Below are 20,637 nucleotides of genomic sequence, written 5' to 3' on the forward strand. Positions count from 1 at the left end.
ATCATAGATAAGTGTGATGCGACGTTTCTATGGCGACACCGATGACGCTGCCCTAGAAGGTGTCCCGTTCACTCGGTGTCGCCACCTTTTTCCAAAATCGTGAAGTTTTATGGAGAAGCGCAATGCAACACAACAGGTTGTTCGAGCTAACCGGTCTGGAGTCGGTGGGGGGTCTTAGCGCGCTTTGCTTCACACCCGATGAGAATCACATCGTGGTGGGTAGCACAAAGGGAACAATATGGTTTCAAGAGGCACGTCCTAACAGCGAACCGATAGTGTTGGGGCACCATCGAGAGCCGGTGTGGGCTGTTAATGCTTTAGATGCGGAACTGGTGGCATCGGCCTCGGAAGATGGAACAGTCCGAGTTTGGCATCTTGAGCAACAGCGCTGTCATCACATTTTTCGTGCTGCCTTTCCGCTGCGCACAATGGTGTGTGCCGACGGGCTGCTTGTAATGGGAGGGAAAAGTCGTCATCTCCTTTGTCAGGATGTCTACACATGGCAGGTGCTGCCGGATCTGGGCCCCCATAATGGGGAGGTTACGGCGTTGGCGCTTTCTGCAGATGGCAAGATTCTTTTTGCCGGCCTAGGTTCTCATCAGGGAGGGATCTATGTTTGGGATTTGCAGAAGGGCGAGGCGATCACGCTGTTGACAGGGCCGGGTGCACCTGTAACGGCCTTGGCCTGCCATCCGAAAGAGGAGCATCTCCTTGCGGCCTATGCCAATGGGGAGCTGATCTGCTGGCATATGCAGGAAAAGCGGCAGGTTGAGCGGTTCGAACTCGGTGAGGTCGTTTTCGACATGGCTTTCCTTCACCCTCATGCAGTGGTGGTTCGGACAGGCACTGGTAAACTCGATATTTGGAGCCTAAGGCCTCTAGCACCCGCATTTTCATGCTTGGTCGCTCCTATAACGGCACGCGCCTTTGCGCTTGCGCCCGGGAAAGGCCTCATCGCTATTGCGGCTTCTGACGGGAAAGTCTATGTCTGCACCTATCCGCAACAGCACCCCTCCTCTCCTTCGCACGGTCATCATCGCGACCAGGGGCCTGTAGGTGAAGCACCCAAAACCCCTCCTCCCGTAGAAACCGAAGACCCTGAGGGCGACTACGATCTGGCAAAGCGGGCGATCGAGAAAAGCCCTTCTTTTGAAAACCTCATGCGCCTTGGGCAAGCTTGTGCTCGCCTCTCCCTCTATCGAGAGGCGCTCGAGACCTTCGAGCGCGCCGTGACTATCGATTCGGGACATCCAGAAGCGCGCTTTCAGGTGGGGATGTTCTCTCTGCATCTTGGAGAGTTCGCAAAGGCCAAAGAGGCCTTTCGAACTGTGCTCGATCTTGTGCCAGATCACGCTCCGGCCCACAATAACTTGGGCACTCTTTTGTTACAGGCAGGCCAATTCGATGCGGCTCTAGCGCATTTTCGCAAAGCCGTCCAAATTCGCCCGAACTATCCTTTAGCCTACGTAAACCTTGGCCTTGCCTATCGGTACCTTCAAAAACCGGAAAAGGCGAAGGCCGCATTTCAACAAGCCATCGAGCTTGCGCCCTATCTACCTGTTGCCCACTATCAGATGGGGCTGCTCTGTTTGGAGCTGGGAGACCAGAACGGGGCACGGGAACACTATCTCATCCTTACACAGCTTGATCGACGTCTCGCGGTAAGGCTGCGCGAGCACTTGTTTCGCGTCCCCACCGACCTGACAGAGCAGAAATGGAAAGAGATACACCGCCTTTCGGAGCGCTTGTTGCGGTCTGCGGCTCAAGGAGACACAGAGACGGTCGCGCTGCTGTTGGCGCTAGGTGCTTCCGTACATGAGACAGAACCGGAGATGGAGCGTACAGCGCTGCTGTTAGCATCCGCTGGAGGCCACATCCGTACCATCGATCTGTTGCTCGATGCCGGTGCGGAGGCAAACGAGAGCGATCGTTTTGGCAAAACGGCTCTTTATCTGGCAGCGGAGGGAGGACATGTGGAGGCGTTGCGACGTCTGCTGCGCGCCCGCGCAAACCCGAATTTTGCCGACTGTAACGGGCAAACCCCTCTTCATGTTGCCGCTAGCAGAGGCTGCGAATTGAGTGTGTTCCTGCTGCTTGAGGCCGGTGCCATGGATGACCTGATGGATAATCAGGGCAAAACACCTCTTGAGCTTGCCCAAGCGAATCGGCATTGGGACTGTGTGAAGCTGCTTAAAAATGTGGGAGCCGTGATGCCCTCGGCGTCGCTGAGTGGGTTGCTCAAATCGTCGTTACCATAGCAGCTCATCTGGCTAAAGCGTATCGTTTTGGAAAAACTCTATCGTTTCGCCACAGGGGCCTTTACAGAAGGCGATGCGGAACTGCTGTGGAGTATCTCCTTCAATGGAGAGCGTACGCGGCTCCATAGTGACGATCGCACCGGCGGCACGCGCCCGCTCAAGGGCTGCATCGCAGTCGTTGGTGCGCAGGGCCACATGGAGAAGCGCCCCTTCCGGTAGGCCTCCTTCCGATGGCGGCGTGCCGCCGGCAAAAACCTCAAAGTAGTTGCCGTCTCCGGTGTCGAGCATCACTGCGCGCGTATCACGACCGCCTGTGCTGCGTTCATCTCTGCCCCAACCGTAGACGCGTCGAAAACCAAGGCCTTCGATATAGAAGCGAAGCGCCCCTTCGAAATCCCATGCGCGCACGGCCACATGGTGAAACCCACCGCCGCAAATGGCGGAATTGTTCCCTGATCTTCCCATAAAGGTTGTCTCCTGTTTCGCGATGTAGGCAAAGCCTGTATTACGTGATTTTGAAGAATACTGGCCGATTTTATGCTGCCGGCAGGTGCCTTTGGCTTGTCTTTTTAGAGCTGCTTAGCGGTTTCCCTGTCGGATGTCTTCCACAAGCAGTTGAATCCGACGCTCTCCTTGGTAGGTGTTGCGTTGAAGACGATAGCAGATGTCGGCTGGGCCAGGAGCCAACTCTGACGCGAGGGTCCCTTGCCACCACATGAGCGCCGGATAGGTGGTGGGCTCGTGAGACGTTTGCGCCGCCACGATGAGCTTGAGGTGCTGGAACTCCTTTCCGATCGGGCGGATGGAGCGGACGAAGGCGCCATAGCTAACGAAGATGGGCTCGGGGTTCTCCATGCCGAACGGGGCCATGCCCTCAAGCTGCTCCAGAAGCCTTTCATCAATCTGATGAGGGCTGAGCTCGGCATCTATATCGAGAACGGGTTGTAGATCTTCCTCCGTTAAGCGTTGGCGTGCGATCTCCTCCATTCGCTGGGTAAGGTCGGCAACGTTCTCAAGGCGAATGGAGAACCCAGCAGCATGGGCATGGCCTCCTCCATCAATAAGGAGAGGACGACACAGCTCAAGAGCCTCACCGAGGTCGAAGGCCTCGATAGAGCGCGCTGAACCGCGTCCCTCGCCGGTTTGCGGGTTCAATGCCAGTACAATGGAGGGGCGATGAAACGCTTCGGTAAGCTTGCCTGCCACCAGGCCAATGATCCCGCTGCTCCAGCCCGTTCCCTTGATGATGATGCAGGCTCGCTCGTGCAGACCCTCTTGCTGCACTCGCTGTATGGCCTCTTGAAAGATCCGTTTCTGTTCTTCCTGACGGGTGCGGTTTTGTGCATCCAGCAGGGCTGCGAGGCGCCTTGCCTCGCCCGGATCGCTGGTCAGCAGGAGATCGAGAGCGGGTTTTGTTTCATCCACACGACTCGCCGCATTTAGGCGGGGGCCAAGGCTAAAGCCGATGTCGCGCACCGTGAGGAGGGGGGCGTTCTCCTCTGCCTGGGGCTTCTGAACCCCACTTACTTCAAGGAGTGCCTGAAGACCTGGCTTCTTGGTGTAAGGCAGCTGCTGAAGTCCAAAGGTAACAAGCACGCGATTTTCGTCGAGTAAGGGCATAAGGTCGGTGATGGTGCCGATCGTCACGAGGTCTAGAAAGGCTTGGCGATAGCTCTCCACTTTTAGGCCGAGATGGCGAACAAGGGCCTCGCCACAACGAAACGCCACTCCCACGCCCGCTAAATAGGGAAACGGATAGCGCGAATCGGCACGATGTGGGTTGACGACGGCAACGGCACGCGGCAGAACTTCAGGGGGCAAATGATGATCGGTGATGATGACATCTATTCCAAGCTGACGCGCGTATTCAACCTCCTCCACACGGCGAACGCCGCAGTCGGTTGTGATGATGAGGCGCACGCCACGAGCCTTCGCTTGTGCGATCGCCGCATGCCGGATGTCGTAACCGTCTCTCTTGCGATGCGGTACAAACACCTCCACTTCAGCGCCGAGGCGGCGCAGCAAGCGAGTCCATAGGGCTGCCGAGGTCACTCCATCGCTATCGTAATCTCCATAGACCAGAATCCGTTCGTGGCGATGTAGGGCCTGTTGGATGCGCACGCAGGCAGGCTCTACGTCGGGTAATAAGAAGGGATCGTGCAGATGATCGAGATGAGGATGGAGAAAACGGTGCGCCTCTTCCACTGTTTCGATGCCGCGTTGCGCCAGAAGTCGCGCGACGATGGGATGGAGATCGCCGCCTTTGAGAAGGCGTTGTTCGATGGCGGGCTGTGGCGGAAGAACGCGCCAACGTACCGTTCCTCCCAAATCGGCGTTCATACCGGAACGAATGAGCGGAGAAGCCATGATGCCCTCGTTGAAAGGTTTCTGATATTTTAAACTATCCGGGGCCTTTTTAGAAGCGGAAAGTTTTTTCGTAAAGGCCGGTCTTTACTTGAAGGGAGTCCTAGGGTAAACTTATAGGTACCCATGGATAACGGTGATGGAGGCCGCCGAGACGTTTTGACGTCTGAACCGCCGCTTTGTAGGCTAATGGCTCCTGGTCGGATACGTTGCGCCGATCAGGGGTTTTTTGTATCTCTGGCTTCCGCGCGACGTAGAGGAAAACTCATATAGAGGAGGATTCGTCTAAGAGAATGAAGGATGTCTTTCTCCGTATGCTCTATGTGGGAGTAGGTGGTTTTTTAGGCGCCAACGCCCGCTACTTTTTAGGAGTATGGATTCAGCAGCACGTTAATGGGTTTCCGGCAGGAACCCTCGTGATCAACATTACCGGCTCCTTCGTCTTGGGGTTTATGGTGACATTGGGGCAGCTTTTAGTATGGGATAGGCGGTGGACGCTGCTCATTCCCATCGGGTTCATTGGGGCCTACACCACGTTCTCGACCTTCGAAAACGACTCGCTAGGCCTGGTCTCCGATGGGGAGTGGCTACGTCTTGGCGGCTATGTGGTCGGAAGCGTTCTAGGTGGTTTTCTCGCGGTCTATCTAGGAAGAGTGTGTGCTTTGTTGCTTTTAGGCCGAACGGTTTAGGAGGTAGCAGGATATGAAGATAGAAGGTATTGGCAAAGTGCTCACAATCTATATAGGCAGTTCGGATAAGTGGCATGGAAAGCCTCTCTATGCGGCCATTGTGGAGCGCGCTCGGCAGGAAGGTTTGGCCGGGGCCACCGTTCTGGAGGGGGTTGTCGGTTACGGAGCCAACTCGCGCATCCATCGCAGTAAGCTTCTCGACCTCTCAACCGACCTACCCATTCGCATTGAGATCATCGATCAGCCGGAGCGTATCAACGGTTTTCTGCCGATTCTGGATGAGATGGTTCAGGAAGGGCTTATTACCGTCCGAGACTGCGAGATCATCAAATATACACATTCGCAAGCCCCGTGAGCTTGACCGCAAGACAGATGGTTTTTGCTTTGTTACCGGTTGACTTGAAGAGGCTCTCTGCGGTAAGATTTCTATCTCATGCCGTAAATTGTGCCGGACTTTTGATCGTTTTTGCGCTTCTGACAGGCGCTTGACAAAGGGGTAGATAATGCTTAACGTAGGAATCGTGGGGGCTTCTGGCTATGCGGGCGGTGAGCTATTGCGGCTGCTTCTACGGCATCCCCACGTTCAGTTGCGGTGCGCATTTTCGGGCACATATGCCGGCAAGCTGTTGGGCGAGGCGTTTCCTGGGCTTTCACGCTACACCGAGTTGCGCTTTGCCGATATGGATGAAGGCCTCCTCACCTCTTGTGATGTGGTGTTCCTTGCTCAAGAGAACGGCAAGGCTATGCACTTGGCTCCAAAGCTGCTGGCCGCTGGGTGCCGCGTCATTGATATCTCTGCCGACTTCCGTTTCCGTGACACGGAGACCTACCTTCAGTGGTACGGGCAGCCGCACGCTTGCCCCGAATGGAACCGGGAAGCCGTTTACGGCCTCCCCGAGTTGTACCGCGCGCAGATCGAAAAGGCGCGACTTGTCGGCAACCCAGGATGCTATCCTACGGCGGCCATTTTGGCTTTGGCTCCCTTGTTGAAAGCGAATTTGGTTGATCCGAGCTCGATTCTCGTGGATGCTAAATCCGGAGCGTCCGGCGCAGGTCGCTCGAAGTTCGGTCTCGACTACCACTTCTCAGAGCTAAACGAAAACGTGAGCGCCTATAAGATCGCGGGCACTCATCGCCATACACCTGAAATCGAGGCGGTGCTCGCCGATGTGGCCGGCCTGCCTCAACTGCGTATCAGCTTTACCCCTCACCTCATTCCCATGACGCGAGGCATTCTGGCCACCTGCTATGCCCAACTCCGATCACCGCAGACGACCAAAGCGCTTCAGGAGCTTTACATCGAGTTCTATAAAGAGGCCCCGTTTGTCGTCGTCTTCACCGATCGACTGCCCTCTACGAAAGGAACCTATGGCTCCAACGACTGCCACATCGGTTTGGCGGTAGACGATCGCACCAATCGGGTAACGGTGGTCTCCGCCATTGATAACTTGGTGAAAGGTGCGGCGGGGCAGGCCATCCAGAACATGAATTTGATGTGTCATTTTGAAGAGACGGCTGGTTTGGATTCGGGAGGCCTTTGGCCATGATCACGTTGTGGAAGGAAGAGTTGGCTGGGGTAACCTACCCAGAGGGGTTTGTGGTGGCCGCCGTACGATGCGGGTTGAAGACAGAAGGGGATGACCTCGCTCTGCTCGTGTCCGATAGCATGGCCACTGTCGCCGGTGTTTTCACAACGAACTACGTGCAGGCCGCCTGTGTGCGCTACTCGCGTCGCGTTGTGCGAAGCAGCGGTGTGGCGCGTGCTGTGCTGATCAACGCCGGCAACGCCAATGCCTGCAATGGAGAGCGCGGAGAGACGGATAACCGCAACTTAGCGGAGTGGACCTCGCGCCTTCTGGACGTGGCGCCAGATGCCGTGCTTACCGCCTCTACCGGCGTTATTGGCCATCCATTACCGATGGATAGGTTGCAAAAAGGCATTCCTGAGGCGGTCGAACGCTTGGAGCGTTCTGCCGAAGCCGATGCCCGTGCCGCCCGTGCTATCATGACCACCGACACTTTTCCCAAATATCGGGCTGTTTTGGTCGATTCCAATCACTGGGTAGCTCCTATCCGTTTTGGAGGCATGTGCAAGGGAGCCGGTATGATCGCCCCCCACATGGCTACTATGTTGGCATTTCTCACCACCGATGCTAGGCTCCCCGGCCCTCTATTGCAGGAAGCTTTGCGCCGCGCCGTAGAGCCCTCCTTTAACTCTGTTACCGTAGATGGCGATACCAGCACAAACGACATGTGCCTTCTGCTCGCTTCTGGCATGGGTGAGGCGGAAATATCGCGCGAAGGCGAGGCTTTTGAAGATTTTGTAGAGGCGCTTACGCGCCTGGCCACGGCGCTAGCGAAAGAGATCGCCCGCGACGGTGAGGGGGCCACGAAGCTGGTCACCATAACGGTGCAAGGGGCGCCTACAAGGTATGCGGCCAAAACGGTGGCTAAAACGGTTGCCGAATCGCCTCTAGTGAAAACAGCGCTGTTTGGGTGCGATCCGAACTGGGGTAGGCTGTTGGCCGCTGCCGGGCGTTCGGGTGTGCATCTTGACCCCAACCGGATAGAGGGGTTCATAGGGCCTTACAGGGTTTGCGCTCAGGGCAGCTCGGTGCCTTTCGATCGGGAGGGCGCCCACGCCTATCTGAAAGGGAGGGAGGTCACCGTTACGCTCGACTTGGGCATTGGCGAGGAGAGCGCAACGGTGTATACCTGCGATTTCAGCTATGACTATGTCCGAATCAACGCCGAATACCATACGTGAGAGTTCACTGATGCAAACCCCTGCCGATGTGTTGATTGAGGCTTTACCCTATTTCCGTGAGTTCTACGGAAAGATCGTGGTGGTAAAGTATGGCGGGAACGCCATGATTGATGAGACTTTGAAAGAGCAGGTGATGCAAGACATCGCGCTGCTTCACTATGTGGGGATACGCCCTATTCTCGTGCACGGTGGCGGCCCTGAAATTAGCGCCCTTATGAAACAGATGGGGTACGAGCCTACCTTTGTGGGTGGGCTACGGGTGACCGATGCGGCCACGATGGAGATCGTAGAGATGGTGCTGGCCGGAAAGACCAACAAGTCCATTGTGGCATTGCTAAACCGTCAGGGGGCGCAGGCCGTTGGGCTGAGCGGCAAAGATGCCAACCTGATTGTGGCCTGCAAGATGCACTCGCCGAAGGGCGATTTAGGGTATGTGGGCGAAGTGGCGAGGGTGAACCCCGGCATTCTTAATCTGCTGGTGGAGAGGGGCTATATTCCCGTTGTCTCTTCGGTGGCCATAGGCCCCGATGGTGAGAGCTACAATGTGAATGCCGATCATGTGGCGGGGCATATTGCCGCCGCCGTAGGGGCGGCCAAACTGGTGATTCTCACCGATGTCGAGGGGCTTTATGCCGACTACAACGATAAATCGAGCCTTATCGTGGATATGGATGTTGCTCGCGCAGAGGAGATGTTGCGCACCGGTGCTGCTGATAGAGGGATGATACCTAAGCTGGAGGCCTGCATCACGGCCATCGAGGGCGGGGTTCCTCGCTGCCATCTGATTGACGGACGAAAGCCCCATGCGCTCCTTATCGAGATCTTCACCGATCAAGGAATCGGCACAATGGTGCACGGCTCAGGGGCGTAGAAGACACATACCGTTTAGCGGTACAAGGAAGGAGATACATAGGAATGCCGACCGTCGAGCCTCAGACTGAAGTTAACGCAGAGGAGATTTTTGAACTCGATTCGCGCTATGTAATGGGCACCTACGCCCGACGCCGCGTGGTGTTCGTACGCGGTGAGGGAACCACCTTATATGACAGTGAGGGGCGCGCCTATCTTGACTTCTTGGCCGGCATTGCGGTCGCTTCAGTAGGCCACTGCCATCCGCGCATTGCGGAGGCCATTGCCAAACAAGCCCACACGCTGATGCATGTTAGCAATCTCTTTCATAATGCGCATCAGGCCAAGCTCGCAAAGCGCCTTTGCGAGCTGACGGGTATGGAACGCGTATTTTTTTGCAACTCGGGTGCTGAGGCCAACGAAGCCGCTCTCAAGATAGCTCGCAAGTGGGGAAAGCAGCAGCGGGGTGATAACTGCTACGAGATCATCACGTTTCATGGCTCTTTCCATGGGCGCACGCTCGGCACCGTCACGGCCACCGCGCAGCCTAAATATCAGAAACCGTTCGAGCCGCTCGTGCCCGGGTTCCACTATGCGCCACTCAATGATATTAATGCCTTTCGTGCCCTTCTTTCTGAGCGCACATGTGCCGTGATGATCGAGCCGATCCAGGGGGAGAGCGGTATTCATCCTTGCGATCCCGATTTTCTTAGGGCCGTGCGTGCCCTTTGCGATGAAGCAAAAGTTCTCCTTATTTTTGATGAGGTGCAGTGTGGGCTTGGACGCACAGGACATTTCCTCGGAAGTCAGGCCTTAGGGGTACAAGGGGATATCGTGACCCTAGCGAAAGGCATCGCCGATGGCTTTCCCATGGGAGCCTGTTTAGCACGGGGAGAGGCCGCTTATACCCTTGTGCCTGGCGACCACGGTTCCACTTTTGCGGGGCAGCCTTTGGCCTGTGCGGCCGCCCTTGCCACGCTCGATGTACTGGAGAAGGAGCACCTCATGGAGCGCGCCGCAGAGATAGGCGCCTATTTCCTGGAGAGGCTACGCGCGCTGCAGCAGGCATATCCAAACCGTATTAAGGAGGTGCGTGGTTTGGGCTTGATGGTTGGCGTGGAGCTGATGCAGCCGAAAGCAAGGGCGGTGCTCGATTCGCTTTTTCAGCAGGGCATCGTGGCGAACGCCATCGGGGATAGCACGCTTCGCTTCGTTCCGCCACTTGTGGTCACCAAAGCCGATTGCGACCGAGTGGTTCAAGCGCTCCAATATGCCCTTCAACCGGCCTTATAGAGAGGTATCGCTTGCATGACTTTACCAACCGATCCCACCGAAGAGCAGCTTCGTCAGCTCATTCAAAGCGATTCCGCCGGCTGGCGCAAACGCTCCGTGGTGACCCTTTGGGACGTCACCACGGAGCAGATTCGGGCGCTGCTAGAGGTGGCCGTTTTTCTAAAGAAAAGCGATTTGGCCCGCAAACCCACCCTCTACTGGAACTACCCGCGCACGCTGGCCATGCTTTTTGAGAAGCCATCGTTGCGCACGCGCGTGAGCTTCGAGGTTTCTATGGCGCATCTGCGCGGCCATGCCATCTATCTCGGCCCCAACGATGTGGGGCTTGGGACGCGCGAGGCCGTGCCCGATGTGGCCGCCTCGCTGTCACGCTGGGTGGATATCATCGCCGCTCGGGTCTATCAGCACTCCACTGTGGAGCAGCTTGCTGAACATGCAACTATTCCAGTGATCAACGCGCTCAGCGACCGCGAGCACCCCATTCAAGCCTTTGCCGATCTCTTGACCCTCCAGGAGTTCTGCGGCCCTTTGGGGAACGGCCTCAAGCTTGCCTATGTGGGAGACGGCAACAACGTGCTGCATGCGCTGCTGTTGGCTTGTGCCAAAATGGGGGTAAACTTATCCGCGGCTTGCCCTAACGGCTACTTCCCCGACGAGGCCTATGTTCAAGAGGCGCGCCGGCTGGCAGCCATCAGCGGTGCCCAAATCGAGGTGCTCTCGCAGCCGGAAGAGGCCGTGCGATGTGCCGATGCCGTCTACACCGATGTATGGGCGAGTATGGGGCAAGAGGCCGAACGCGAGCAACGTGCTAAACTGTTTGCGCCCTATCAGCTCAATGCGACCCTCCTCGCCAACGCCAAACCCAACGCCATCGTTATGCACTGTCTGCCCGCGCACCGAGGTGAGGAGATCACCGATGAGGTGATGGAACGGCATAAAGCCTCCATTCTTGAACAGGCCGAAAATCGCTTGCACACACAAAAAGCGCTCTTGCTGCTGATCATAGGACTTTAAAACCGATGAAAAAGATCGTTCTTGTCTACTCGGGGGGGCTAGATACCTCCGTGTGCATTCCGTTGGTTCGTGAAGAGTACGGCTTCGACCACGTAATCACGGTGACGGTGGATGTAGGACAGCCGGAAGAGGATATCCGTCAGGCCGAGGAGCGTGCAAGGCGCCTTGGTGCGGAACACTACACGATAGATGCGAAACAGCTTTTCGTGGAGTACTTTTGTTGGCCTGCCGTCCGCGCCAATGGCGACTATGAAGGCTATCCCCTCTCCACAAGCATCGCACGACCTCTCATCGCTCTTAAGGCGGTGGAGAAGGCTCGCGAGTTGGGGGCAACGGCCTTTGGACACGGGTGTACTGGCAAAGGCAACGACCAGTTCCGCATCGAGTATATTTTGCGTACGCTCATGCCGGAGGCCGAGATCATCGCGCCTATGCGCGAGGGGCGCCGCCTGCCCGATGGACGCCGTGAGCCGTGGACGCGTAGCGAGGAGATAGACTACGCCAACGCCCACGGACTCGACATTCCGCAGACCAAAGAGCGCATCTGGTCGGTAGATGAAAATCTGTGGGGCCGTAGCATAGAGGGAGGGCGTTTGGAGGAGCCGGACTACGCCCCGCCCGAAGAGATTTTCAAGTGGACGCGTGGGCCGGGCAACTGTTTGCCAACCCCACAAACCATTACCATCGAGTTTGAGCAGGGTGTGCCTGTGGCTCTCGACGGACAACGGCTCGACCCCGTGAGCCTCGTAACTACCCTTAATCGCATAGCCGGACAGCACGGAGTAGGGCGCATTGACATTATGGAAGACCGCATGTTGGGGCTTAAGGTGCGCGAAAATTACGAGTGTCCGGCCGCGGTGACCCTGCTTACCGCTCATAGGGCTCTAGAAGCCTTGGTCTGTACCCAGGGTGAGCTGAAATTTAAAGCCATGGTAGACCGCGAATGGGGCGAGTTAGCCTATAAGGGACTTTGGTTTGACCCTTTGAAGGAAGACCTCGAGGCGTTTATTGCGCGGGTGCAGGAGCGAGTCAACGGAGTGGTGCACCTGCGTCTCTTCCAAGGCACAGCCTCAGTGATCGGACGCAACAGCCCTAACGCCCTCTATAGCGCCGACCTCGCCTCCTTCGATAGCAAGACCTTCGATCAATCCGAATCACTAGGCATTGTAAAGACACATGGCCTACAGTCGCGCATGTACTTCCACCTGCGTCAAAGCGGAAGGCTTACCGGCCAGCCCGTTCCTCCAGCGCTGCTTGGGGCGAGCGTTCCGAAGCCTACGACCCAAGAGACTCCATCGTAGGGGAGACGCTTTGCTACGGAACAGAAAGTAAGAGACCATGCGAAAACTGTGGGGTGGGCGTTTTCAGGGAGAGACCGATGCGCTGATAGCGCAGCTCAACAGTTCACTGCCCTTTGATCGGCGCCTCTGGCGGCAGGATATTCAGGGGAGCATCGCTCACGCTACTATGCTGGGGGCCACGGGCATCCTGCCTCAAGAAGAGGCTATGAAGATTGTAGAGGGGCTTAAGGCCCTTGAGCAAGAGCTTGCAGAGGGACGTGTCGCCCTGCCCGAGGATGCCGAAGATGTGCATACTGCCATCGAGAGCTTACTCTATGAGCGGATAGGCGACGTGGCGGGCAAACTGCACACCGCAAGGAGCCGTAACGACCAGGTGACTACCGATCTACGGCTCTACCTGCGGGACGTTTGTGATAGGCTCACCGAAGAGATCAGAGAGTTTCAACAGACGCTGGTTGCCCTGGCCGAGCGCGAGATTCAAACGGTTCTTCCCGGTTTTACGCATCTGCAGCATGCTCAGCCTATCTCGTTGGCACACCATCTTTTGGCCTACTTTTGGATGTTAGACAGAGACCGAGAGCGCTTGCACGATTGTCGGAAGCGCCTCAACCGGCTTCCGTTGGGTGCTGGTGCTCTGGCTGGCACGAGTTTTCCCATCGATCGGCGGAGGGTTGCCGAGTTGTTGGGCTTCGATGCGGTGCTGCCCAATAGCCTTGATGCGGTTTCCGATCGGGATTTCGCCGTGGAGTTCCTCTCGGCTGCCGCTATCCTCGGCATGCATCTGTCTCGCCTTGCTGAGGAGATCATCCTTTGGAACAGCCCTGAGTTTGGGTTTGTGGAGCTTGACGATAGCGTTACAACGGGTAGCAGTATCATGCCGCAGAAAAAGAACCCAGATGTCGCCGAGCTGGTACGAGGCAAAACGGGCCGTCTCTATGGGAACCTCCTCGCCCTGCTCACCGTGCTGAAAGGGATACCGCTGGCCTATAATAAAGATTTACAAGAAGATAAAGAGCTTCTCTTTGACACGGTAGATACGCTCCTGCTGATTTTACCAGCCTTGCGGCGAACCCTGCAGACCGCCCGATTTCGGGCAGAGCGCATGGAGGCCGTACTGGAGGGCGATTTCTCCACAGCCACCGATCTTGCAGATTACTTAGCTCGTAGGGGAATGCCTTTCCGTGAGGCTCATGAGATTGTAGGTCGCATTGTGCGCTATTGCCTTGAGAAGGGGATCAAGCTCGAAGCGCTCGATGTTGCCACCTTGAAAACCTTTTCTCCCTTGTTCGATAGCGAGGTTCTAGCCCTTTTGACGCCTCGTGCCAGCATGGCGAGTCGAACCTCTGAAGGTGGTACAGCCCCCGATGCCGTACGTGCGCAGCTGGCGTACGCAAAGCAGAAGCTAGCAGAGCCACACTAACTGTTTTTCCATCCGTCTATCTGGTTTTGTGGCCTTCTTGTCATACTATGGATTGAGCACCGGTTTGCGGGTACCTAACTGCTTGAACTATCGGCAAAGTGTGGTAGCATAGGAATACAGCCCATCGGCGTCTTTGCAAGATGCTTAAGGAGAAGGCATTGGAGGCTATACCCAAAATTGAAAGCGCTCTAGTAACCGGTGGGGCCGGGTTTATTGGGGCACATCTGGCAAAAACGTTGGCTTCGCAAGGGACGAAGGTACGTGTGCTGGATAACTTTTCTTCCGGAACGCTCGAAAATCTGCGTGGCTTTGAGAGGCGTATTGATATCGTAGAGGGGGATGTACGCAATGCACTTGCCTGCCGCAACGCTTGCCGAGGCGTTCAGGTTGTGTTTCATCTTGCTGCGCTGGTCTCCGTGCCCATCTCCATTCAAGACCCCATCCAGGCAGATTCCGTGAATATTGGAGGAACGCTTAACATGTTGATAGCCGCTCGCGATCAGGGGGTACAGCGCTTTGTGTTCTCCTCTTCAGCGGCCGTTTACGGCGATACGGCCATCATCCCTACCCATGAAGACGTTCTTCCAAAACCGCTTTCACCCTACGGGGTTCAGAAGTTGGCAGGGGAGCACTACGCACAAAACTTCACAAACATCTTCGGTCTTCAGACCGTTGCACTACGCTATTTTAACGTCTACGGGCCGCATCAGAACCCGAACAGCCCGTATGCTGCCGTTATTCCCAAATTTATTTCCGCTGTTTTAGAAGGGAAGTCGCCAACCATTTTTGGCGATGGGGAACAGACGCGCGATTTTTGCTATGTGGGCGATGTGGTACGGGCGAATCTCCTGGCCGCTACTGCGCCGTCGGAGAAGGCTTCCGGTGGGGTTTTCAATATAGCCGGAGGACGCCAGCACACGCTCAACACGCTTTGGCAGATGCTGCAGAGTGTGATGGGCACCCAGCTCTGTCCGACCTATGCAGCCCCGCGCACCGGCGATATTCGCCATTCAGGCGCCGACATTTCGCGGGCCGAAAGCCTTCTTGGCTACCGGCCAGCAACAAGTTTGGAGGAAGGGCTGCGTCTCACGGTAGAAGCCTACCGAAAGGCATGAAAATATCACACCTGTAAACCACCATGTTCCTGTGAAGACAGTCCATCAAACAACAATGTAGAAAGGAGGGGAAACGCGCGTCCTCCGCACGCTCTGAGGCGGCGGTCTCTGCGCGGAGTTTTCGATGAGCTCATCGTTGCCCATTTTTGGAGCAGTTAGTGCAGCTTTCCCGCGCTTTGGGGGCACCAGAGCGCGATTTGGCCATTCTTGGTGAGGGAAATACCTCTGCGAAGGTAAATGAAGAGCTGTTTTTGGTGAAGGCCAGCGGGCAACAACTTGGCACCATAGGGCCAAAGGGGTTTTGTAGGGTGCGTTTTGCCCCTATTCTTGCCTGTTTTGAGGGGCCGCCCCTGTCTGATGCAGCTCTCAAGCAGGTGCTCTTAGAGAGCAAAGCGGAGAAAGATCAGGAGGTTCTTCCCTCTGTAGAGACCTTCTTCCATGCCTATTTTCTTACGCTGCCCGGCGTTCAGTTTGTAGGACACACCCATCCGACCGCCATCAACTCCATTCTCTGTTCGCGTCGGGCGCACGAGCTATTAGCAGGAAGGCTCTTTCCCGATGAGATTGTGGTCTGTGGGGTAGCCCCCTGTTTTGTGGAGTATGTAGATCCCGGCATTCCGCTAGCCCAGCGGATAAAACAACGTGTTGAAGAGTTCTTCGAGCAGTGGGGCGAGTGGCCTAAGACCGTGTGGATGCAGAACCACGGTTTTATAGCGCTAGGCCGTTCGGCGCGCGAGGTGGAAAACATTACCCTTATGGCGGTTAAGGCGGCACGTATTCTTTTAGGCACCTGCGCTGCCGGTGGGCCTAACTTCCTTACCGAAGAGGCCGTGCGCCGCATTCATACGCGGCCGGATGAGCACTACCGCCAACGTCAGCTTGGGCAACGTGGGGAAGATAGACCGTGTAAATGAGATGGCCAGCGCAACCGAATCCCCCACGCTAAGCGGCTTGCTTGTTATTGATAAGCCGGCACATAGAACCTCGCACGACGTCGTACAGTGGGTGCGTAGGCGTCTCGGTGTGCGCCGTGTGGGGCATACGGGCACGTTAGACCCTTTGGCAACCGGCGTGCTCGTGCTTTGCGTCGGCCAGGCCACACGCTTGGCCGAGTATCTCAGTGCATCTCGAAAGGCCTATCTCACCGAGGTTGTGTTCGGTATCGAAACGGATACGCTTGACATTACCGGCAAGGTGCTACGTGAGCGCGATGCCGGTCATCTTACAGCGGAGGCTCTCAAGCCGATTCTAAAGCGTTTTTGTGGCCTCATTCAACAGGTTCCTCCCATGGTTTCCGCCAAGCGCCACCAAGGCCGTCGTCTCTACGACTTAGCCCGTGAAGGGCAGGTTGTGGAGCGAGCGCCACAAACCGTTCAGATCGAGCGTCTGGAGCTGCTCGACTTTCGTGCGGGCGATCATCCGGTGGCAAAGCTGGAGGTGGTCTGTTCTAGCGGTACCTATATTCGCTCTCTTGCAGAGGACCTAGGGGCGGCTTTGGAAGTGGGAGGCACAATGCAGTCTTTACGACGCGTCTGGGTAGGTGCGGACGAACAGCACGCTTTTACTTTAGAACAGGCGGTCACGCTCGATGTTCTCGAAACGAAAATTGTAGAGGGAAAGTTGCAAGAGGTGCTGCTCCCCCCGATCGTCGCAATGGCCGGGCGGCCGCATGTCGTTCTTTCCGAGTTACAGGTGCAGCGCATTCGTCACGGTCAGGCCGTACCCCTTTCCGCTCTTGAACCGATGCAGCTAGCGTCGCCGAACGAGTTTGTTGCGCTTCTCGATGCCGATGGGAACTTCATCGGGGTGGGACGGATAGAAGAGAGTAGACTGCAACCGGTGAAAGTTTTGCACTTATGATTCTGTATGAAGGCCTTCATAAAATCCCAGCGCCTTTTTCCGCGACGACGGTGGCCATAGGAACCTTCGATGGGGTTCATGTGGGACATCAGGCCATCATTCGAACGGCCGTCGAGAATGCCCATACACATGGTCGGCCAGCGCTCGTCTTCACCTTCGACCGCCATCCGGCAGAGCTGTTGCGTCCCACGGAGGCGCCGCCCTACATCACGACCCCAAATCAGCGCAACCGGCTTATCGAGCAGTTGGGGGTAGATATTTTGGTGATCGCCCATTTTGATACGGCATTGGCCAATCTCAGCCACGAGGAGTTCGTGGATCGCATTTTGGTAGGTTTGTGCGGTGCGAAAGCGATTGTAGAGGGACGCGATTTCTGTTTCGGCAAGGGGCGTGCAGGAAACCTGGCCTATCTTTTGGGAGTACAAGCCCGCTACGGTTTTGAGGTGCATGCAGTAGACCCGGTGATCGTGAACGGGGTACCGGCCAGCAGCACCCGCGCGCGGGAGTGCCTGCGTTCGGGTGATATAGCGGAAGCTGAGGCCGTGTTGGGGCACCCGTTTTGGCTGGAGGGGAGGGTTGTGCAGGGGCAGAGGCTCGGCAGAAAGTTAGGTTATCCCACGGCGAATCTGGAGCCAACTTATCGGCAAGTGGTTCCTGCCGATGGCATCTACGCGGTGTGGGTGTCGCAGGACGGTGGTCTTTGGCCCGGCGTGTGCAGCATTGGAGAGCGCCCGACAATAGAGGGCGCTGGACGCGCAATAGAGGTTTACCTGTTCGATTTTGAGGGCGATCTCTACGATCGGATTTTGGAGGTTCGCTTTGTGCAGCGCCTACGTGGCGAGGAGCGCTTCGACTCGCTAGAGGCCCTGCAGTCGCAGATGGCCTGCGACGTGGCCGCAGCCCGCCAGGTTTTGATGGGGATGCCCAATCCCTCTTCGGCCTCTTAGGCCGGAGATGCTCGCTATCTTTCCCTTGTGTGCGATTGACGGGCGAGAGAACGCATGATGTACTCTGGGTCGTCCATAGCAGGGCCGGGCGGTTCGTTCGCTGTGGTTGGATCTTTGGGATCTTTCGCCCGCGCCGGATCGAAGATGCGCTTGTCCACGGGGATAGGAGTATAGGGGCGAACGTTTGGAGTGTTCCCAAAACAGTCTCTAAGGTCCGTGGCAAGGGCGTCGTAGAGATTGAGGGGGGGTAATCCCAAAAGCTCCTCCTCCGTTTTCAGGATGCTGGCGATGCTAGTGTGCTGATGCGAGACGTAGCCAGGTTTCACCCAAGGGCTGATCACCAGACAGATGGAGCGATGGGCGTCCACATGATCTACCCCGCTCTGCGAGTCGTCTTCGGTAACGAAGATGGCCATCTGTTTCCAATAGGGGGTTCGGGAAAAGAAGGCGATGAGGCGACCCAAAGCGTCATCGTTATCCGCCTGATAAGAGGCGTGGAAAGGATAGCCATCCTTCGGACGAGGCTCGGCGCCGTGGTCGTTTGGCAGGTGGAAGTAGAGGAAACGAGGCATGCGGGCAGGGTCGTCAAAGCCATTGGCCTTCCAATCCGCCAAAAACTGATCAACACGGTACTGGTCGGGAATGTTGAGGTTAAACTGCGGGTAGGTGCGACACGTGTTGGCAAAGAGGGGAGCGGGCATGGGAATGTTGACGGTCTCGATGGCCCCTGTGGGCTTTTCCCCAGCGTCTTCCTCGACACCGGCAAACTCAAATCCCTCTCCGTAGTTGCGGAAGGGCACATGATGACGCGCTAAGTTGTCCCAAATGCTGCCGGCCTCCAAGTAGTCTTCTGGAGCCAACGAGGCGTTGCTTCCAAAAAGAGCACGTCGGCCAACCTCGTCCAGCCCAAACGTGCTGTGCCCCCCATAGGCTTGCACGTAGTTAGTGGCCATCCAGGGGTTAGGATAGACGCCTACGAGCCAGCGATGTCCGTCGGCGGAGACATCGCCGTCCGTGTAAAAGTTATCTGAAAGAGCGAAGCGCCGTGCGAGGGCGAGATGGTTTGGCATGACAATCACGTCAGGATAAGGGCCGTAGCGCGTCGGAGCTCCAAAACGAGCCAGCTCTTGGAGGCCGTTAACGTTGGGAAGCGCCCCGAAAACCTCATCGAAAGTGCGATTCTCTTTTACAATCATCACCACATACTTGATGTGGCTACGTAGCTGCGTAAGCGAGGGGAGAGCGGTGGCTTCCGGTGATGTGTGAGGCAACAGGCCATTGTTCTCGAGAACACGATGGGTATAGGCCGTTAGTTCAGAGTCGGGTGGGAGTGAGATGCGCTCGATGACTCCTTGCAACAGATTGCCCACATAAGTTCCCTCTGGGCCCTCATGAAAGTTAGGACCAGCGTTCGGGCCGGAGCCAAAGCCTTTTGAGCAGGCCACAAAAAGCGTTTTGCCATCTCCAGAGATCTGCAGTTTCGCCGGCCACCAGGCCACGGGGAGATGGCCAAGCACCCGCCCTGTGTGGGCATCGAGAATACCCACCGCGTTGATTCCCGTTTCGGCCACGTAGAGCCGATTCTCATCTGGAGAGAGCGCGAGACCAAAGGGCATTACGCCGCGCCATCGAGCTGTAGCTGGCGTAAGCGTAATAAGCGTAGACCAGAGCCGTTTGCCGTTAGAGACATCGAACGCCTGCACCATATCGTTGTTGGCATTAGAGACGAAGATGCGATTTTCGGTGGTCACCACCGCGCTCGGGGCGCTGCCGCCCACAGCAGGGAAGCCTTGTGGGGTCATTTGTCCGACAAGCCAGCCCGTCTTTATTTTTTGGACCACATGAGCGGTCGGAGGATTAGACACATCGAAACCCCAAACGCTGAAGCTTTCAGGCACATTGGGGTTGCCAAGCCCCGGTATAAAACGTCCCTCTATCTTGACGCCATCGCGCGCCGCTTTCGAGCCGAAAGCGAAGGGTGGAAAAGGCAGGCCGCGATGTCCATTGGCGGCTTCGGGGATGGGACTATAGGCAAACATACCTACGTTTACCACCCAGAGACGATCGCCTTTTGGGGTAAGGGCCAATCCAAAAGGATAGCGCCCCGTGGGCACGGAATGAAGGGCCTTACCGGTCGCTACGTCCATCACCACGAGACGAAAGTTGGCCTGGTCTACCACGTAAAGATAGCGGCCGTTTGGACTCAGGGCTATGTCACCGGCATAGCTATGCCGCCACTCATGTCCATCTGTGGGGCCGTCAAGATTCCAGCTCGACGCCAGCTGTTGTGTGCGAAGGTTGTATCGGAGGATGTTTCCCCTATCTCCGCCGGCCGCGTAGAGCCAGTCGCCGTCTGGGCTGAAGGCCAAGCCCATAAAAGCATCTTGGACAGGGACGGTATGATGTATCGCAAGGCTCGTTTGAGGCCGTTCAAAGATTTCGAGCGTGAAAGGTCCTGTGCCGCTGCAGGAGGCAACCAGGAGATCTCCATCGGAGCGGAGGCAAAGCCCGTAGGGGTGTGGAGCAACGAGAGCCGTTTGCCCTATGGGGGTTATGAGGCGGCCGTTAGGCAAGATCGAGGTTCCGTTTGGGTTACGAAGGGCTGGGCGGTCCCCCGCGGGCGCCCTATAGTCCTCCAGAGCAAAAGTGGCTCTTTGTGCTCTCTGTGATCCGGGCCATGAAAATCCAAAAAAGCAGATCGTCCCACCCGCTAACAGTCCTGTTAGCCCTGCAAGCACCCTTTTATTCATGCTGCAGCTC

At 56.6% G+C, this 20,637-nt stretch carries 17 protein-coding genes and 1 riboswitch; of the genes, 14 read left to right on the top strand and 3 right to left on the bottom strand.

What is annotated here, in order from left to right; genetic code table 11:
* The first annotated feature begins 122 nt into the window (after window positions 1-122).
* Window positions 123-2,258 carry a tetratricopeptide repeat protein gene (locus CCALI_RS15335; RefSeq protein ID WP_016483483.1) on the top strand — a complete coding sequence of 712 codons (2,136 nt, stop codon included), beginning with the start codon at window positions 123-125 and terminating at the stop codon, window positions 2,256-2,258.
* A 12-nt stretch (window positions 2,259-2,270) separates the two neighbouring features.
* On the opposite strand, the gene CCALI_RS10615 is transcribed toward CCALI_RS15335, so the two are convergent.
* Together CCALI_RS10615 and recJ are read right to left on the bottom strand one after the other, a co-directional pair.
* Window positions 2,271-2,723: a VOC family protein gene (locus CCALI_RS10615; protein ID WP_016483484.1), complete on the bottom strand. Its 453-nt coding sequence runs from the start codon at window positions 2,721-2,723 to the stop codon at window positions 2,271-2,273.
* A 114-nt stretch (window positions 2,724-2,837) separates the two neighbouring features.
* Window positions 2,838-4,625, bottom strand: coding sequence for a single-stranded-DNA-specific exonuclease RecJ (recJ, locus tag CCALI_RS10620; protein WP_016483485.1), 1,788 nt, complete (start codon window positions 4,623-4,625; stop codon window positions 2,838-2,840).
* A 123-nt stretch (window positions 4,626-4,748) separates the two neighbouring features.
* Window positions 4,749-4,828: riboswitch (Fluoride riboswitch) on the top strand.
* Between the two features lie 87 nt (window positions 4,829-4,915).
* Here recJ and crcB point away from each other — a divergent pair.
* From crcB to CCALI_RS10685, 13 genes are all read left to right on the top strand, one after another.
* Entirely contained in the window at window positions 4,916-5,311 is a 396-nt protein-coding gene (gene crcB / locus CCALI_RS10625) for a fluoride efflux transporter CrcB (protein ID WP_016483486.1), read from the top strand.
* Window positions 5,312-5,324: 13 nt separating this feature from the next.
* Complete coding sequence (locus tag CCALI_RS10630; RefSeq protein WP_016483487.1) at window positions 5,325-5,666, top strand: DUF190 domain-containing protein; 342 nt, start codon at window positions 5,325-5,327, stop codon at window positions 5,664-5,666.
* 148 nt (window positions 5,667-5,814) lie between these two features.
* Window positions 5,815-6,858: an N-acetyl-gamma-glutamyl-phosphate reductase gene (argC, locus tag CCALI_RS10635; RefSeq protein WP_016483488.1), complete on the top strand. Its 1,044-nt coding sequence runs from the start codon at window positions 5,815-5,817 to the stop codon at window positions 6,856-6,858.
* Window positions 6,855-8,078, top strand: coding sequence for a bifunctional glutamate N-acetyltransferase/amino-acid acetyltransferase ArgJ (gene argJ, locus CCALI_RS10640; protein ID WP_016483489.1), 1,224 nt, complete (start codon window positions 6,855-6,857; stop codon window positions 8,076-8,078). The genes argC and argJ overlap by 4 nt, the downstream gene beginning before the upstream one ends.
* Before the next feature lie 10 nt (window positions 8,079-8,088).
* Window positions 8,089-8,949, top strand: a complete 861-nt coding sequence (gene argB / locus CCALI_RS10645; RefSeq protein WP_016483490.1) for an acetylglutamate kinase — start codon at window positions 8,089-8,091, stop codon at window positions 8,947-8,949.
* A gap of 44 nt (window positions 8,950-8,993) precedes the next feature.
* The gene (locus CCALI_RS10650) at window positions 8,994-10,220 is read left to right on the top strand and encodes an acetylornithine transaminase (RefSeq protein ID WP_016483491.1); all 1,227 of its coding nucleotides are present in this window, start codon (window positions 8,994-8,996) and stop codon (window positions 10,218-10,220) included.
* Between the two features lie 15 nt (window positions 10,221-10,235).
* Window positions 10,236-11,234: an ornithine carbamoyltransferase gene (gene argF, locus CCALI_RS10655; RefSeq protein WP_016483492.1), complete on the top strand. Its 999-nt coding sequence runs from the start codon at window positions 10,236-10,238 to the stop codon at window positions 11,232-11,234.
* Between the two features lie 5 nt (window positions 11,235-11,239).
* Complete coding sequence (locus CCALI_RS10660) at window positions 11,240-12,535, top strand: argininosuccinate synthase (protein WP_016483493.1); 1,296 nt, start codon at window positions 11,240-11,242, stop codon at window positions 12,533-12,535.
* Between the two features lie 37 nt (window positions 12,536-12,572).
* The gene (argH, locus tag CCALI_RS10665) at window positions 12,573-13,955 is read left to right on the top strand and encodes an argininosuccinate lyase (protein WP_016483494.1); all 1,383 of its coding nucleotides are present in this window, start codon (window positions 12,573-12,575) and stop codon (window positions 13,953-13,955) included.
* A gap of 158 nt (window positions 13,956-14,113) precedes the next feature.
* Window positions 14,114-15,070 carry an SDR family oxidoreductase gene (locus CCALI_RS10670; RefSeq protein ID WP_016483495.1) on the top strand — a complete coding sequence of 319 codons (957 nt, stop codon included), beginning with the start codon at window positions 14,114-14,116 and terminating at the stop codon, window positions 15,068-15,070.
* Window positions 15,071-15,228: 158 nt separating this feature from the next.
* Window positions 15,229-15,984: a class II aldolase/adducin family protein gene (locus CCALI_RS10675; protein WP_016483496.1), complete on the top strand. Its 756-nt coding sequence runs from the start codon at window positions 15,229-15,231 to the stop codon at window positions 15,982-15,984.
* On the top strand, window positions 15,926-16,930 hold the full coding sequence (gene truB / locus CCALI_RS10680; protein WP_016483497.1) for a tRNA pseudouridine(55) synthase TruB: 1,005 nt from the start codon (window positions 15,926-15,928) through the stop codon (window positions 16,928-16,930). The genes CCALI_RS10675 and truB overlap by 59 nt, the downstream gene beginning before the upstream one ends.
* Complete coding sequence (locus tag CCALI_RS10685) at window positions 16,927-17,877, top strand: bifunctional riboflavin kinase/FAD synthetase (protein ID WP_016483498.1); 951 nt, start codon at window positions 16,927-16,929, stop codon at window positions 17,875-17,877. The genes truB and CCALI_RS10685 overlap by 4 nt, the downstream gene beginning before the upstream one ends.
* Window positions 17,878-17,891: 14 nt before the next feature.
* On the opposite strand, the gene CCALI_RS10690 is transcribed toward CCALI_RS10685, so the two are convergent.
* Window positions 17,892-20,627: a bifunctional YncE family protein/alkaline phosphatase family protein gene (locus CCALI_RS10690; protein ID WP_016483499.1), complete on the bottom strand. Its 2,736-nt coding sequence runs from the start codon at window positions 20,625-20,627 to the stop codon at window positions 17,892-17,894.
* Window positions 20,628-20,637 lie beyond the last annotated feature (10 nt).

The organism is Chthonomonas calidirosea T49 (assembly GCF_000427095.1).
Lineage (GTDB): Bacteria > Armatimonadota > Chthonomonadetes > Chthonomonadales > Chthonomonadaceae > Chthonomonas > Chthonomonas calidirosea.

Excerpts from the sequence above, each read along its gene's own strand:
- truB (WP_016483497.1), top strand. The coding sequence starts at position 15,926 with ATGAGCACTACCGCCAACGTCAGCTTGGGCAACGTGGGGAAGATAGAC.
- CCALI_RS10615 (WP_016483484.1), bottom strand. The coding sequence starts at position 2,723 with ATGGGAAGATCAGGGAACAATTCCGCCATTTGCGGCGGTGGGTTTCAC.
- CCALI_RS10630 (WP_016483487.1), top strand. The coding sequence starts at position 5,325 with ATGAAGATAGAAGGTATTGGCAAAGTGCTCACAATCTATATAGGCAGT.
- CCALI_RS10690 (WP_016483499.1), bottom strand. The coding sequence starts at position 20,627 with ATGAATAAAAGGGTGCTTGCAGGGCTAACAGGACTGTTAGCGGGTGGG.
- argF (WP_016483492.1), top strand. The coding sequence starts at position 10,236 with ATGACTTTACCAACCGATCCCACCGAAGAGCAGCTTCGTCAGCTCATT.
- argJ (WP_016483489.1), top strand. The coding sequence starts at position 6,855 with ATGATCACGTTGTGGAAGGAAGAGTTGGCTGGGGTAACCTACCCAGAG.
- CCALI_RS10660 (WP_016483493.1), top strand. The coding sequence starts at position 11,240 with ATGAAAAAGATCGTTCTTGTCTACTCGGGGGGGCTAGATACCTCCGTG.
- crcB (WP_016483486.1), top strand. The coding sequence starts at position 4,916 with ATGAAGGATGTCTTTCTCCGTATGCTCTATGTGGGAGTAGGTGGTTTT.
- argB (WP_016483490.1), top strand. The coding sequence starts at position 8,089 with ATGCAAACCCCTGCCGATGTGTTGATTGAGGCTTTACCCTATTTCCGT.
- recJ (WP_016483485.1), bottom strand. The coding sequence starts at position 4,625 with ATGGCTTCTCCGCTCATTCGTTCCGGTATGAACGCCGATTTGGGAGGA.
- argC (WP_016483488.1), top strand. The coding sequence starts at position 5,815 with ATGCTTAACGTAGGAATCGTGGGGGCTTCTGGCTATGCGGGCGGTGAG.
- CCALI_RS10650 (WP_016483491.1), top strand. The coding sequence starts at position 8,994 with ATGCCGACCGTCGAGCCTCAGACTGAAGTTAACGCAGAGGAGATTTTT.
- CCALI_RS10685 (WP_016483498.1), top strand. The coding sequence starts at position 16,927 with ATGATTCTGTATGAAGGCCTTCATAAAATCCCAGCGCCTTTTTCCGCG.
- CCALI_RS15335 (WP_016483483.1), top strand. The coding sequence starts at position 123 with ATGCAACACAACAGGTTGTTCGAGCTAACCGGTCTGGAGTCGGTGGGG.
- argH (WP_016483494.1), top strand. The coding sequence starts at position 12,573 with ATGCGAAAACTGTGGGGTGGGCGTTTTCAGGGAGAGACCGATGCGCTG.